We start from the raw sequence: 14,882 nt of genomic DNA on the forward strand, positions 1-14,882 counted from the left end.
CAACAAAAATAAAACACACTGAGTAAAAGAGGTCTCATAAGGTGGGAGGTGAACTTTACTTCAACTCGTCATTTTGAGTTTACAGATTAAAGGCTTATGTTTTGTAAAGTGACGCTCATATCTTGATATTTTTATCAAAACAGTGTGTCATGGAGCGGCTTATTTATCTGCCATCGAGCAAGGAACGTTAATGAAGATAACCCCTATTCGCCTTATGTTATTGCAAGCTTGCTGGCTACCGGTGAGTGGCTATGCGCAACAACCCAATAGCATGCCGCAAGAAGAGACTGCGCCATCTGAATCTGCAACTTATCAAGAAGCTTCCGGTGTGGCGAGTGCTTATGATTTGTGCTTGTTAGAGAAAATAAAGCAACCCAATGATGAGCAAACTATTGAATCTATTAAGCAACAGTGTCAGCTAGACAGTGTGACTCAAACCAATTACAGCGCAACAAAAGGAGAAAGTCTGGCACAACATCGGCTACAAACCGAACGTAAAACGGCCTTTGAACCTTTTGTGATGACGGCGCACCATCTCAACTACCTTTTGCCGGTCACATACAGTAATAAAATTAATGAGCAAGCTTATGCCGGCACAGATTGGTCAGAAGGATTGGAGCATGCAGAAGCTGAGTTTCAAATCAGTTTTAAAGTGCCTTTAAACTATTCTGATTTGATGATTGAAGGAGATGGCTTGTTCTTTGGCATGACCTTGAAATCGTTTTGGCAAGTGTATGCTGCCGATATTTCTCGTCCTTTTCGTGAAACCAATTATCGCCCGGAGCTATTTTATGTTGCTCCGACTGCGTGGAAGCCACTTGATGGTAGTACTGGGTTAGGGATTGGCGTGGAACATGAGTCAAATGGGCAGCGACAAGATTTATCTCGCAGTTGGAACCGAGTGTATGCGCAGTTTTATTTTGCCAAAGAGAATTTCGTGATGAAGTTTCAACCATGGTGGCGAATACCCGAAAGTGAAAAAGCGGATCCTAGTGATGCCAGTGGTGATGATAATCCGGATATCGAAGATTACATGGGACATTTTGAGCTCAGCGGCGCTTACAAGTGGAATGATTTGGAGTTTTCTTTTTTAGGGCGTGAAAATTTTGCCACCCATAAAGGTTATGGTGAGCTTGGCTTAACTTTCCCTATTTGGGGGAAGGTGCGGGGCTATGCTAAGTATTCTACAGGTTATGGTAGCAGTATGATTGATTATAACCAGAACCAGCAACGAGTGGGATTGGGGATCGCTATTACGGGTCTTCTCTAATCGGCTAAATGTTACATCAATGGAGGCCCTTGGGGCTCATCAAGAGAAACCGTTGAAATCAATAGGTGCTGATCGATAACTCTGTTAGAGTAAGGCCTCATTTAAATAAGGCAGCCATTCGCGCTGCCTTTACTCATTTTAGGACCTATTTTGACTAATAACGACATTTTACGCCGTATTCGCTATACCTTTGATTTTAAAGATGCTGAGATGGTAGCGATTTACGCTGCTGCCGATCATGAAGTGACGCGGTCACAAGTTGTGGCTTGGTTAAAGAAAGAAGACGATACGGATAGCGTAAAGTGCAGCGATAAGGAATTAGCGATTTTTCTCAATGGTTTAATCAATACAAAACGTGGTCGTCGTGAAGGTGAACAACCTCAACCCGAAAATCGTCTAACTAATAATATGGTGTTTATGAAGCTGCGTATTGCCCTTAATATGAAAGCGGAAGATATTTTAGACACGCTCAAGTTAGTTGATTTTAATCTGAGTAAGCATGAACTCAGCGCTTTTTTCCGTAAACCTGATAATAAGCATTATCGTGAATGTAAAGACCAAATTTTGCGTAACTTCTTGTTTGGCGTGCAATGTCAATTACGTCCACAAGACACGCAGCAGTTTCAAGACTGATCCTCGCTAGAATCTCAATAAAAGGGCTGATAATCTTGGCCCTATAATCTTCATCGAACTAAACCTTGCAGGGGCGTGTATGTCTCAATATACCTTCATCGATATTCCATTTAATTATCGTCATACTTGTTGGTTTTGTGGCGAGCCTGCGTCACGAGTCTTTGATTTTCCTAAAAACCCTAAGCATGTGCATTATTTACAACATGATCCAATGACTTTGCCGGCGTGCTCTGAATGTGCAGCTGTGAATGTAGCCTCTGATACGGCAACCATTTGGGCGGTGCGCGATCACGTAAAACAAGCCTTAATGAATAAATATGGTGATCACCTTGCCATTGGTCAAAACTGGACACAGCAAGAGCTTGAACAAAGCGAGTTTTCGGGCGCGTTATTAGGCGGGTTTGGTGAAAGTGCTTGGCAAATGTACCTGATAGCGAAACAGCGTATTTCTTATCAAGGTTGGTCGTTGATGTTAGACAGCATTCCGGTTGAAGGAGAAAGTGAAGCTTATGGATTTGAGTTCGATGGTGTGCGTTATATCTCATTAAATACCTGCATTGATCATCTCATCAAATCACTGCGTTTAGACAAAGAACTTTTACCAGAGTTAATCGATATACTTGGGCCTGAACGGTTAGATTATGCCTTGAAAATTGCTAAGTTGAATAAAGCGATCATTCCTTATCAACGTGACAGAATCTTAGCAGAAGTGCGTCAACAAATTGATGATCAGCAAGAGATAGAACGTCAAGCACAAGCGGCTGGCGAATTTACGGATATCGAAGCAGTCGAAGTTGGCGATGGCGTTGCCACGGTAGAGTCAATTCAATGGGCGCTCAATCATGGAATTGTTGATTTGCCCGCTTTGTGTGAACAAGAAGATGCCTTTTTCGATGAATTTGCTCATCTCGGCGGCCCACAATGCTACATGAACTACTACGGGTTGCAGTTGTATTTTGAAGCCAGACAAGATGTAACGTGGGCAGAAGACAACGATCCCAATAAAGCGTTTTTTTGAGGTTTAAGGCTAAGGTTTTCGGTGTAGATCTAGCAAGCTAAACGCTTAAATTAATTAGCTCAGTTCATACTTTATAGTTTTGCAGAACGGCTTCGATTTTTACGTGATATCCATGTTACTTGCGTTCTGGTTTATCTTTTACCGGTTAATTGTTTCTCTTATGTTGCAATGATGTATACAATCATGCTTTGTTCATAAATTGATACATTCTTAATGCAACTTATCATCAAGCATTCTCAAAAGCTGTTCTCCAAGTTATTGCTCCAGCTAGGTATCGCCCATGCGGGTGGGCAAGTCATTTCTGCGATTCCGTTGATTGAAAGAATCAAAGTCTCGGTTACGGGGTTTTGCGCGTTATTTTTGGTGGTGCTGATCAGTCAATCGGTACAAAGCCAAGAAGCGAAGATGATATTGATTGGCTCAATGGGTGCGTCTTCGGTGATTTTATTCGCTTTACCGTCTAGCCCATTAGCAAAACCTTGGCCATTTCTAGTGGGGCATATTATGTCTGCTGGTATTGGTTTGGCGCTGAGTCTTGTTTTCACTGAGTTGGCGTTATTAGCTGCACTGACCATCGCCTGTGTATTAATGATGATGTACATCTTAGAGTGTATGCATCCTCCGGCAGCCGCAACCGCGCTGGTGCCAGTTTTAGCCAGCCAACATGGGCCTATTGGCTTTGAGATTATGGTGCCAATCTTAATTAATATTGTGGTATTTTTCTTTGCTAGTCAGCTACTGACTCGTTTGATTTTAAAGAGACGCTGGTTAAAACCTGCGCCAAATTACGATCCTGTTCATCTGCATAATGATCACACACCATTAAAGCGCTTAGGTTTACAAACCGATGATTTACGCCGAGCCATTAATAGTTTTGATAGCGTATTAGCGGTGAGCCAAGAAGAGCTGGAAACCATCTACCAACAAGCGCAAAAACTGGCATATCAACGTCGCAGTGGGGAGATTCTAAGCCGCGATATTATGTCTTCGGATGTGATCACCGCATCAGCCGATATGCCGCTTGGAATGGCGTGGAAGTTATTGCATAAACACAAAATCAGCATGTTGCCGGTGGTGAATGATGAGCGAGAGTTATTAGGCGTAATTTCCAGTGTCGATTTTTTGAAAAACCTGACCGTACCGAGCTATTCTGGGTTACTCAAGCATTTAAACCTCATGTTGGTGAAGCGTAAGCATCGCAAAGAAGTGAATAACCAAGTGAAAGACCTTATGGTAACCGATGTGATTGCGGTGAAAGATACCGACCATATTGTTGCCTTGGTGCCATTACTGTCGGATATTGGCCTGCATCACATTCCAGTATTAGACAGCGACCAAAAGTTGTGTGGCATCATCACCCAATCTGACTTAATTGGCGCGCTGTATTCAGTCAATCAGAAACCTTAATGCTTTAGGTTAAAGTTTTACTGATACGGCGCAAAGGCCATCAGATCATCGTATTTGAGCGATAAACCTAATTCTTGGCAGCTGAGTTGCGCGTTGATCAACTTGCTGTCTGAGCCATTCATAACAAATTGTGGCGGCGTTAAGCGTAGTTCGTTCGCCATCGCTTGATAATATTCCGCGCGGCTAGGGTGAGTCGATGCCGCAAGATGCAGTACTTTACGTGAAGGCCAACGGGAAAGGATATTGGAGATTGCTTGAATGACATCGTGCTGGTGGATCAAATTGATCGGCGTTAAGCCATTGTCTAGTGGTTGTTGAGTGTGCTCGAAGCGTTTCACAATATGCTTAGTAGGGTGACGGTCGGTGCCAATCAAACCGGATAAGCGCAGAATCACCACATTATCTTGCCATTGTTGTTGCAACCAGTTTTCTAACCACACATGGGCGTGACCCGATTCTGTATTCGGCGCAGTTGGGGTGTCTTCAGTAATTTCGCCGTCACAGTTTGCATAAACGCCCGTAGTACTGATAAAAATGACTTTTTTACATCCAGATTGTTTGGCTAAATCAGAGACGCTTTGTACCTTAAGCTTAAAGTGCTCTGCGCTATGAGGGTGACGGCCTGGTGGAATATTAATGATCACACAAGCAGATTGAAAGGCTTGAGATAACTCTAGGTTAATGTGTTCGGTATGTTCTCTAGGTAAGACTAATGGCAGACCGTGAATGCCAAATGCGGTTAAGTTATTCGCCTCTAGTGCTGATTGTTTAGTGCCAAAAACGGTAAAGCCTTGTTGTACGAGCTCACGAGCAAGGGGCAATCCTAGCCACCCACAACCACAGACGGTTATTTGTTGTTGATTCATAATGTTCATCATCAAAGTTGAATTGATATCATCTTATCGGCAATATGTAGGGTGAGCAATCAATCTAAAAATAACAGCATGAATAATTTAAATAATTCAGTAACACTGACCTTGATTCGAGGCTTACCGGGCTCGGGTAAATCGACCTTAGCACAGCGATTGGCCACTCAAACCGGAGCGATACATTTAGAAACTGATATGTTTTTTGTCGCTGAGGATGGGGTGTATCGTTTTGCTCCTCAGAACTTATCGGTTGCCCATCAATGGTGTCAGCGCCAAACCAAGCTGCATTTATCACAAGGGCGCAGTGTGATTGTGTCTAATACTTTTGTTCGTCATTGGGAAATGAAAGCCTATAAAACCATTGCTAAGCAACTGAATATTCCGCTTGAGATTCGAGTATGCCAAGACCAATTTGGTAGTATTCATCAGATTGATCCGCAAACTATCGAGAAAATGAAAGCTAACTGGCAACCATAAAGAATGAGATTTTATTATTTAAAGCCTAAAGCCTAAAGCCTAAAGCCTAAAGCGCTTGCCGACATCAGATTAAGGAACCCACCGTATGACTCACCTTGACCCTTCGCCAATGCAAGATCAGCAAGCCATTCATAGTACAGTGCCGCCAGAGGACGCTGAGAGTGTCCGTCATCGGCTTAATGCTGCATTATCAAGACAAAAAGAAGCCTTTAACCTGTATGGGCAAGAAAGTTATGAGCAGCGTAAACAGCATCTTCTTCAACTTAAAACCTTATTACTCGAAAACCGAGAAGCGATCATCAATGCCATCAGCCAAGATTACGGGCATCGTTCTCGCCATGAAACCTTGTTTGCTGAAATGATCACCGTGGTTGATGATATTTCAAGTACGATTAAACACCTTAAAGGTTGGATGAAAGTCCAAAAACGCCACGTTGACCATTTGGTCTATTTTGGTGCCAAGAACCGTGTCATTCCGCAAGCAATAGGCGTGATTGGGTTTATTATTCCGTGGAATTTTCCTATTAATTTGAGCTTTGCTGGCTTATCGGCTGCGTTTGCGGCTGGCAACCGTGCCATGGTTAAAATGTCTGAAAACTCACGTCACCTGACGCAGCTTCTGCAACAAATTACACCAGCGTACTTTCATGAAGATAAGCTGCAATTTTTTATGGAAACTGGCGAGGTTGGCATCGAGTTTTCGAAATTACCGTTCGATCATCTGATGTTTACCGGTTCAGGAGAAACAGGGCGCAAAGTCATGGCGGCGTGTGCTGAAAATCTCACACCGGTCACCTTAGAATTAGGCGGGAAATCGCCGGCAGTGATTGATCCTCATTATCCACTTGCGAAAGCCGTTGAGCGGATCATGTTTGTGAAGCAGTTCAACGCTGGGCAAATTTGTACCAATGTGGATTATGTGTTTGTTCATCAATCACAACGTGAAGCTTTTATCACGGAAGTGAAACAATGGACGGCCAAACATTGTCCCGATATTCATAGTCAAGATTACACGTCGATTATTGATGATAAGGCTTTTCAGCGTTTATTAGATACCTTAACCGAAGCCAAAGAGAAAGGGGCGACGGTGATCCCTCTCCAGGAACAAGAGGCAGATGCCACTACGCGTAAATTACCGCTAACATTAGTTTTAGATACCACACCAGAGATGGTGTTAGAGCAACGAGAAACCTTTGGCCCGATTTTGATGGTGAAAGAATATCAGTCAGAGCAGCAGGTGATCGACTTTATTTTATCCCATGACCGTCCGTTAGCGTTTTATCCATTTAGTCATGATAAAGCCTTGGTGGAACGGTATATTCAATCGGTGTTATCGGGTGGTGTGTGTGTAAACGATGCCCTTTTCCATGTGGCGCAACACGACCTGCCATTTGGTGGAATTGGTGGCAGCGGAATGGGGCATTATCATGGTTATGAAGGGTTTTTGACCTTTTCTAAATTACGCCCTGTGTTTTATCAGGCCAATTTTTCAAGCATCAAGTTGATGGCGCCTCCTTATGGAAAATTTGCCACAAAATTGATGAATTGGATGCTGAAAATAAAAGCTTAGGAAAGCGTAACCAGAAGCGGCAAGACTCAACGAGTGTCGATAATGCAGGGTGGTATTGAGTGACTTCTCGTTATCCGCAACTGGGGTTATTTAGTTCGACAAAGCACAAAGAGAGCAAAAATGGGCGCTGAATATTCAGCGCCCATTTTTATGGTGAAGTGAGGAAATATAACCGCTTAATCTTCTCAGTTTTGGGTTTCATCTTGTAAATAGTGTTTCAGCATTTCTTCATAGCTTTCGACACTTTGAGCGCCAGTCAAAGCTTGCTCATTATTAAAGACTACGGTTGGTACGCCAGAGATGCCCATTTCGCGCCATTGATCTTCAATCACATCAATTTTATCGTGTTCAGCGGTGTCGTGTAGGTAGGCTATCATTTCATCAACGTCTAAGCCGACGCCTTCACCAATATTGATGAGTACATCAATGTCGGAAATATTTTTCCCTTCAGTGAAGTAAGCGGTAAAGAGGGCGATTTTTAATTGAGTTTGTAAACCAACCGAGTGGGCATAATCTAATAGGATGTGACATTGGCGGGTATTGTAGATCCGAAAATCATCAGTGAAGTTAAATTCAAAGCCAACCGATTGGCCAAATTCAATCAAGCGTTGTCGGTTTTCTGCGCTTTCTTCTGGTGTTGCGCCGTATTTCCGAATAATGTGATCGCGTAGATTCTCGCCTTCTGGTGGCATATCTGGATTTAACTCAAACGGATACCATTCAATATCAATGCGATCTTGCCAGTTGTTTTTCACTACCGCGTCTTTCAAATGTTTTATGCCAATGACGCACCACGGGCAAACCACGTCGGAAATAATATCTATTTTAAGTTTAGGGTTAGACATACCACTACCTTGTCGAATATGTTTAAAGACCACTTATTATGGAAGCGAAAATATCATAGTCAAGAAGCAACCATCAATTTGTTCGTTGTGTGGGATTTTCGTGTATGAAGAAGGAATAAACAGGATGAAAATCGAGCAGATCAGCGAAAATACCTTAATGATTTCTTATTCAAATCGGATTGATCCTGACTTGTCTGACCGCCTTTTAGCCACGCTGTCGATTTTACAACAGCAACTAGGGCAGTATTTATTGGATGCCGTTCCTTCTTATTGCTCAATGTTGCTCACTATTGATGTCTTAAAAATTTCTATGACAGAGTGCCAAGCCCAGATTGAAAACCTTTTGTTTGAAAAGCAACTATTTGAAAAACGACTGATTAAAAAGGCCGTGAGCGAAAAAAGACAGCAACAAGGAGACATTCCGGCATTAGCTACTTTTGAGAATCTGCTTGAGATCCCGGTGTATTATGGAGAAGAAGTGGCGTTAGATGCTCGAGAGGTCTGTGTACAAACGGGCTTAAATTGGCAACAAATTATTGAATTACATACTCAAGAAAGCTATCGAGTGTATGCTATTGGCTTTGCGCCGGGGGTTGCTTATTTGGGACATTTGCCTGATGCCTTGTCGCTTGAACGCAAAGCCACACCACGTGCACGGGTGCCTAAAGGCAGTGTGGCAATAGCGGGAAGACAAACGGCGGTGTACCCTAAATCGTCTCCGGGCGGGTGGCATATTATCGGCCGCACGCCTATCTCTATTGTGGATTTTGAACGTGAAAATTTGTCGTTATTTCAAATAGGAGCGAGAGTACGCTTTCAAGCGATTTCGCGGCAAGATTATCTCGATTTAGGAGGACACTTAGAGCCTGTATTGCTCTAAAAGCAAGGGTTGAGCTGAAAAAAGGGTTGAGCTAAAAGCAAGGAGAGAATCATGACGTTACGCATTATAAAGGCTGGCCCACTGAGTTTATTACAAGATCTGGGACGCATCGGGTATCAAGGGATTGGTGTCACGGTGGGCGGACCGATGGATGAGCATGCTTTTCGGTGGGCGAATCATTTATTAGGGAATGCCCAACAGGCCACGCAAATTGAAATAACGCTAGGTGGGTTTCAAGCTGAATTTACTCAAGCAACACAAATTGCGCTGACTGGTGCTGATATGCACGCGAAACTGGATGAAACCCCGCTCCAACCTTGGGCCAGTTACCATGTACCCGCTGGCTCTGTCTTAACCTGTCAGATGGCCAAGCAAGGAGTACGGGCTTATTTAGCTATTCAAGGTGGCTTTGTGGCCCCTGACATTCTCGGCAGTTGCGCAACTGTCGTGCGAGATCAGCTCGGTGGATTACAGGGTGATGGGCAAGCACTTAAAAAAGGTGATGTCATTGATTATCAAGCGGCGGGATCAGGATTATTACGACAAGTACCCATGAGATTTATTCCTCACTATTGGGCGCCAGGTTCAGCACCTTGTGTGTTAGATGTGTTAGCGGGTTATCAATACGCTGCTTTTTCAATCGCGAGTCGTCAACAATTCTTTCGTTCAATTTACGATGTAACGCCAAGTTGTGATCGTATGGGCTACCGCCTTTCAGGTAAGGCAATTCACTATGATGGTGCTAGCCTGATTTCTGAAGGCATTGCTTTAGGGGCGATTCAGATTCCCGCAGATGGTCAACCGATTGTGTTAATGGCCGATCACCAAACCATCGGCGGTTATCCGAAAATAGGTTGTTTAACTCGAATGAGTGTTAGTAAACTGGCGCAATGCCCACCGAACGCCCAAGTTCGCTTTCAATTGATTGAGCGTGAGCAAGCTGAGGCGCAATATCGACAACGATTAACGTTTTTCAACCTGCGTTAATCGCCTCCTTTTGCGGTTAGATGCTTATTTTTGCTCAAGTTCCGCATTTTTGCTTTCGTTACCTATTTTTGCTTTAGTTGCTCATTGTTGTTCTCGTTGCCTATCGCTGTTCTCGAGACTTATTGTTGTTTTAGTGCCATCGCTTTAGGAACGCGCACGGAAAACTTATTAGCTAAGGAATACATTTCCGGCAGCATGCGATAAATAAGATGAAGCTGTTGCAAGATCAAGCGTACCGCTTCTTCATCGCCTTCACGCCATTCACTCAGACGCTTATCCAACTCGGTATTAAACGAGTCTAGAGTAATCTCACAGTTTTGGTCATGAAGTTGTTGTTCTAGTTGTTCTAAATTGTCATGAATCCCTTTATGCGCCTCAAGAATGAGTAGGTGCGTTTCTTGATCATCAATACGTTTACGATGAGCACCCAATGCTGAAATGTAGCTTAACATGGCATGATTAAGGGTTAAGAAACGAAAACTCTCATCAATGGCTTTCTTGTATTTATCAGGTTCTGCCAACATGTTACTGATGGTGGTACTCAAAGTAGAATCCATGATGTGCGCGTTACGTCTGGCTAGGCGATAGTTCATATCATCTCGTTTACCGACGCGATATTGCGCAATAATCTGCCCGAGGTAGTTTTTGTTGGCTTGAATCGCCTCAGACATCACTTTATGCAATTTCTTCGCTTGCCAGTCGGGCAGAATATAACGCACCGCAAAGACCGCTAAGCCACAGCCAATTAAGGTATCGGTTAAGCGAGGCAGAATCACTGCAAACCCTTCGCCTAATTGACTAAAACAAAAGAGTACCAATAACGTAATGAAGGCGGTGGCTGAGCCGTAGTTATTCATTCTAAAAGCAAAGAATAAAGTACCAGATAACACTAAAAACACCAGTTGGCTTTCGGTCGATGGAAATAAGGTCAACAAAGGCACACCAATCAATAAACCGACTAAAGTACCAATGACCCGAGCGGTGAGTTTCTGGCGGGTGGCACTGAAGTTTGGTTGGCATACAAAGAGGCTGGTTAACATGATCCAATAACCACGTTCGAGTCCAAAGCCTTGTATGATGCCGTAACCAATAGTCAGAACAATCGACATTCTCAGTGCATGACGAAATAACATCGAATCACGGTGTAAATTATTACGAATTCGTTGCCACATCAGTTTAGGAGTATGCGCCGTAGTATCGTGTAAAGCAAAGTCGTTTGCTTCATTGCTGGTATTTTCAGGAATGAATTTTGAGGCGTCTGGATTACTAACGTTAGAGAGCTGTTTTTCTACCGTGATCAGGTTATTGAAAAGGTAAAAAAGCTGCGCTAAAGGTAATTTCCATTCGGGTCTATTTTGATCTTTTAAAAATTGCATGGACGATTGTAATTCATCCAAGGCCAGAATGGAGTCACCATCATATTGATAATGGGTGCTAGATTCTAACGCATCGGCAATATCACGGCAGGCTTTCGCTTGGGTTAGCATGAGGTGCTTAAAGCGAAACAGTACATCACTGCGAGAAAAATGGTCGGCCAGATCTTGATAGCGATAATGGGTTGAGCTGATGCGCTCATGAATGTCTTGCGCCAGAAAATATAATTGTAAATAACGGTCACTCGGGCCATCCACATGACCACGTTTAGAACGAGTTAATAAGGTGTTTTTGCATTGATTCAGCGCATTCACGGTCGCAGCGTTTAATTGGCTTTCCAAAATACGATACGGTTGTGGCGTCAAACCTGAAACCGGATGGAAAAGCGCACTTTTGGCTTCCATATAATCGGCTATTTCTTCAAACACATTAGCCAAACTTTGTTGTACTGGTTGCATCGGCCAAAAAATTTGCCAAATCATTGAGATAAGGTAATACCAAGCAGCACCAATCAGTAACAACACAGGTTGGAACCAAATGCTTTCATACAAGTAGTAGCCCAACATGGTGTAGATGGCAATCAATAAGGAGCCAAACGCAATGCTAGCGTAACGAGGCCCGACCGCACCGAGCATAATAAAGCCAAAGGTACTGATGAATAAGCCAATCGCAAACAGAGGCGGGTACGGAAAGAGGACTTCGATTGAAACCGACGCGATAGCAAAACAAATGAAGGTGAGAATGATCGCGCGGATACGGCCCATAAAGTTATCGTCGGTTTCCGCCAAGGCCGCAGCGATGATCCCTAAAATTAATGGCGTAATTTCCGTGACATAGTTGTAATACCAGCAAGGTAACACCACTCCAAGGAGGGCGATCAGTATCCGAATGCAGTAGTTAATGGTTTTATCTGACCAATAATGTCGTATTTTTTGCATCGTATTTGTCATACTGATTTATTATTTCCTGAGTCAATGAGTCGCGGTTAGTATAATGACCTTTATTGCTTCAAACTATATCCGTTTGTGATAACAGTAAAATATTTCCAATCCATTTGATTATAAGCAATTTTTAAGCCAATCTTTTGCCATTTATGGACGTGAATTGCTCGATTTAAAAGCAGGCTTCACCGCAGTGCTTTCAATCACTAAAAAACCCGTTAGAATGTTGGCAATCCGTCTATTTCCCTAATATCGCTGCTTGTAAAGGAAGCCTCATGCAATTAAGCGCCAGCCGTTTAGCTCAATTTTTTATCCAAGATGAATATCGACAAGTTGAAGTCAAAGATCAAACCATTATTTTGTCGTCACCGACGGATGAAATTCAAATTCCATTTGCAGCTTGGAATGGTGAGATCACAATTGAGCGTGGTTTAGTTTGGGGCAATTTGTATTTTCATGCCTATGAAGAAGAGCAAGAACAAATACGTTGGCTAGTACAAGGGTTGCCGTGGCTAGAATGTCGTGGCTTTGCTCAGAGTGTGGTGGGGGAATATCGACGTTGGCAATTAAATCAAAGTGAAGCGTTAACCGAATTATTACCAAGTTGGTTAAAGCAATTGCATGAATTGGTCAATCAAACCGGATACTTGACGCATTCTGCGATTGATTATTGGGTGCAAGGGATTGAACGCGATTTAACCAAAAAAGATATGTCGTTAGCCGAAGTGATCAATATTTTCCCATCTCATGAGCAACCGGGAGAGCATGATGAGATTCACTATTCGACCCCATCGCTTGCCAGTGGTTTAAAGCGCTGGTTAACCTACCCAGAAGCCTCAATTGAACAACGCAATAAAACTTGGCTCATCAACCAAGAAGTGGAGTGGCAAACGTATTTTCAAGAATGTGAGTCTTCACCTCTTAACCCATCGCAACAGCGAGCGGTATTATTAAACGATGATCATAGTTTGATCCTTGCAGGAGCCGGTTCTGGTAAAACCAGCGTTTTGATGGCAAAAGTCGGGTATTTACTCAAAAGCCAACAAGCTCAACCTGAAGAGTTGTTGTTAGTGGCGTTTGGACGCGAGGCCGCCAAAGAAATGCAGCAACGCATTGAGGAAAAATTTGGGCAATTAGGCAAAAACATTAAAGTACAGACTTTCCATCAATTGGGTTTAGAGATCATTCGCTCTGTGGAAGGCTCGCAAGTGGAAATTTCACCGTTAGCCACAACACCTGCCCAGAAAACCGCATGGTTCTCTCAATGGTTGAAAACCCATTGGATGACAGAAACCAATTTTAAACGTTGGCAAAAACATTTAGCTGAATGGCCCATTGCTTTTTTGAAAGGGGATGTCGATTTAGGCTCGCAAGTTGAAAACCCTAAGTTATTAGCCTGGCTTGAACAACAAGTAGATCAGTTGTCAGCATTACAATTGCCTAAAAAAGAATTACAAGAGCGCTTGATTGAACGAGAAGATTATCCGCAATTAAACAGTGAGTTAATGCTCGCTTGGCCTTGTTATCAAGCTTGGCAAAAAATGCTGAAAGAGGATCATCAAATTGATTTTAATAGTATGATCACTAAAGCCACTCAGTATGCGAAAAATGGCAAGTTCAAACCACAATGGCGTTTTATTATGGTGGATGAATATCAAGATATTTCGCCAAGCCGTTTGGACTTATTGACCAGTATTTGTCAGGCGTCAATTCATAAGGTGTTATTGGGTGAGACTCAATCTCAGCAGCAGTGCTCGTTATTTGCCGTTGGTGATGATTGGCAAGCGATTTATCGTTTTGCGGGCGCGGATGTGAATTTAACTACGGGCTTTCAGCAGCGTTTCCCTCATGCTCAAATTCATTATTTAGACACCACTTATCGTTTTAATAATCAAATTGGTGATGTGGCCAATCGCTTCATTCAAGCGAACCCTTACCAGCTTGAAAAAACGCTAAATAGCCATAAGCATCAAAAACAAAAAGCCGTCACCATTGCTCCAATGCATACTTTAGAAGCCATTTTGGCAGACTTAAATAGTCAAAATAAAGCGCGTAAAAAAGTGTTGGTATTAGGGCGCAATCATTACCATGAGCCTGAAAATTTACGTACATTGCAAAAATTGAACTTGCACTTAGATATTGAGTTTAAAACCTGTCATGCCAGTAAAGGTAAAGAGGCGGATTATGTCATTATTGTTTCGGTTGACGAAGGGCAATTTCCCGCTGTTGAAAGGCATAAACATTTGCATGATGCGTTGTTAGCCAGTGATGATCCTTTCCCGAATGCAGAAGAGCGCCGTTTATTTTATGTCGCAATGACTCGTGCTAAAGAAAAGGTGTGGATTTTACATAACGCCAATCCATCGTCGTTTATCCGTGAGTTAAAAGCGAACCGTTATCCGATGGTGATCAAAAAGCGTTAATGTTGCTAAAGGTTTAGACGCAGTATATCGAGAGCCGTTAATACCAAGTGCCGTTAAAACTAAGAGTCGTAAATACCAATAAGTGTTAGACGAATAAGCGTTAAGACGAATAAGCGTTAGTGGCTAGAATCGTGAGTGACAAGAGTCGCCAGCCCCAAAACGCAATGAGCGATACTCCTCAGTATCGC

The 14,882-nt window shown here is 42.9% G+C and carries 12 protein-coding genes; 9 read left to right on the forward strand and 3 right to left on the reverse strand.

What is annotated here, in order from left to right:
* The first annotated feature begins 271 nt into the window (after positions 1-271).
* The 4 genes from VCA1004_RS12775 (at position 272) to VCA1004_RS12790 (ending at position 4,328) form a co-directional block, all read left to right on the forward strand.
* Positions 272-1,270 carry a phospholipase A gene (locus VCA1004_RS12775; protein ID WP_086981376.1) on the forward strand — a complete coding sequence of 333 codons (999 nt, stop codon included), beginning with the start codon at positions 272-274 and terminating at the stop codon, positions 1,268-1,270.
* Positions 1,271-1,420: 150 nt separating this feature from the next.
* Complete coding sequence (locus VCA1004_RS12780) at positions 1,421-1,903, forward strand: YehS family protein (RefSeq protein WP_086980831.1); 483 nt, start codon at positions 1,421-1,423, stop codon at positions 1,901-1,903.
* Between the two features lie 79 nt (positions 1,904-1,982).
* Positions 1,983-2,921: a hypothetical protein gene (locus tag VCA1004_RS12785; protein WP_086980832.1), complete on the forward strand. Its 939-nt coding sequence runs from the start codon at positions 1,983-1,985 to the stop codon at positions 2,919-2,921.
* Positions 2,922-3,134: 213 nt separating this feature from the next.
* Complete coding sequence (locus tag VCA1004_RS12790; protein WP_086980833.1) at positions 3,135-4,328, forward strand: HPP family protein; 1,194 nt, start codon at positions 3,135-3,137, stop codon at positions 4,326-4,328.
* 17 nt (positions 4,329-4,345) lie between these two features.
* Here VCA1004_RS12790 and VCA1004_RS12795 read toward each other — a convergent pair whose 3' ends face one another.
* On the reverse strand, positions 4,346-5,194 hold the full coding sequence (locus tag VCA1004_RS12795) for an NAD-dependent epimerase/dehydratase family protein (RefSeq protein ID WP_164520880.1): 849 nt from the start codon (positions 5,192-5,194) through the stop codon (positions 4,346-4,348).
* A 78-nt stretch (positions 5,195-5,272) separates the two neighbouring features.
* Here VCA1004_RS12795 and VCA1004_RS12800 point away from each other — a divergent pair, with 78 nt between their 5' ends.
* Both VCA1004_RS12800 and VCA1004_RS12805 read left to right on the forward strand, forming a co-directional pair.
* Entirely contained in the window at positions 5,273-5,674 is a 402-nt protein-coding gene (locus tag VCA1004_RS12800; RefSeq protein ID WP_086980835.1) for an ATP-binding protein, read from the forward strand.
* An 85-nt stretch (positions 5,675-5,759) separates the two neighbouring features.
* A complete protein-coding gene (locus VCA1004_RS12805) occupies positions 5,760-7,244 on the forward strand; it encodes a coniferyl aldehyde dehydrogenase (RefSeq protein WP_197715844.1) in 1,485 nt (494 codons plus the stop codon).
* Positions 7,245-7,429: 185 nt separating this feature from the next.
* Here VCA1004_RS12805 and VCA1004_RS12810 read toward each other — a convergent pair whose 3' ends face one another.
* Entirely contained in the window at positions 7,430-8,089 is a 660-nt protein-coding gene (locus tag VCA1004_RS12810) for a DsbA family oxidoreductase (protein WP_086980836.1), read from the reverse strand.
* Between the two features lie 124 nt (positions 8,090-8,213).
* Here VCA1004_RS12810 and VCA1004_RS12815 point away from each other — a divergent pair, with 124 nt between their 5' ends.
* A complete protein-coding gene (locus tag VCA1004_RS12815) occupies positions 8,214-8,969 on the forward strand; it encodes a 5-oxoprolinase subunit B family protein (RefSeq protein WP_164520881.1) in 756 nt (251 codons plus the stop codon).
* A gap of 51 nt (positions 8,970-9,020) precedes the next feature.
* A complete protein-coding gene (locus VCA1004_RS12820; protein ID WP_086980837.1) occupies positions 9,021-9,956 on the forward strand; it encodes a 5-oxoprolinase subunit C family protein in 936 nt (311 codons plus the stop codon).
* Positions 9,957-10,075: 119 nt separating this feature from the next.
* Here VCA1004_RS12820 and yccS read toward each other — a convergent pair whose 3' ends face one another.
* Positions 10,076-12,268 (reverse strand): YccS family putative transporter, encoded by a 2,193-nt coding sequence (gene yccS, locus VCA1004_RS12825; protein WP_086980838.1) that lies wholly within the window; start codon positions 12,266-12,268, stop codon positions 10,076-10,078.
* 278 nt (positions 12,269-12,546) lie between these two features.
* Here yccS and helD point away from each other — a divergent pair, with 278 nt between their 5' ends.
* Entirely contained in the window at positions 12,547-14,694 is a 2,148-nt protein-coding gene (gene helD, locus VCA1004_RS12830; RefSeq protein ID WP_086980839.1) for a DNA helicase IV, read from the forward strand.
* Positions 14,695-14,882: the final 188 nt, after the last annotated feature.

The organism is Vibrio aphrogenes, assembly GCF_002157735.2.
Classification (GTDB): domain Bacteria; phylum Pseudomonadota; class Gammaproteobacteria; order Enterobacterales; family Vibrionaceae; genus Vibrio; species Vibrio aphrogenes.

Bases quoted from the DNA above. Each gene is read 5' to 3' on its own strand.
- VCA1004_RS12775 (WP_086981376.1), top strand. From the start codon at position 272: ATGCCGCAAGAAGAGACTGCGCCATCTGAATCTGCAACTTATCAAGAA.
- VCA1004_RS12785 (WP_086980832.1), top strand. From the start codon at position 1,983: ATGTCTCAATATACCTTCATCGATATTCCATTTAATTATCGTCATACT.
- VCA1004_RS12790 (WP_086980833.1), top strand. From the start codon at position 3,135: ATGCAACTTATCATCAAGCATTCTCAAAAGCTGTTCTCCAAGTTATTG.
- VCA1004_RS12795 (WP_164520880.1), bottom strand. From the start codon at position 5,194: ATGAATCAACAACAAATAACCGTCTGTGGTTGTGGGTGGCTAGGATTG.
- VCA1004_RS12800 (WP_086980835.1), top strand. From the start codon at position 5,273: ATGAATAATTTAAATAATTCAGTAACACTGACCTTGATTCGAGGCTTA.
- VCA1004_RS12805 (WP_197715844.1), top strand. From the start codon at position 5,760: ATGACTCACCTTGACCCTTCGCCAATGCAAGATCAGCAAGCCATTCAT.
- VCA1004_RS12810 (WP_086980836.1), bottom strand. From the start codon at position 8,089: ATGTCTAACCCTAAACTTAAAATAGATATTATTTCCGACGTGGTTTGC.
- VCA1004_RS12815 (WP_164520881.1), top strand. From the start codon at position 8,214: ATGAAAATCGAGCAGATCAGCGAAAATACCTTAATGATTTCTTATTCA.
- VCA1004_RS12820 (WP_086980837.1), top strand. From the start codon at position 9,021: ATGACGTTACGCATTATAAAGGCTGGCCCACTGAGTTTATTACAAGAT.
- yccS (WP_086980838.1), bottom strand. From the start codon at position 12,268: ATGCAAAAAATACGACATTATTGGTCAGATAAAACCATTAACTACTGC.
- helD (WP_086980839.1), top strand. From the start codon at position 12,547: ATGCAATTAAGCGCCAGCCGTTTAGCTCAATTTTTTATCCAAGATGAA.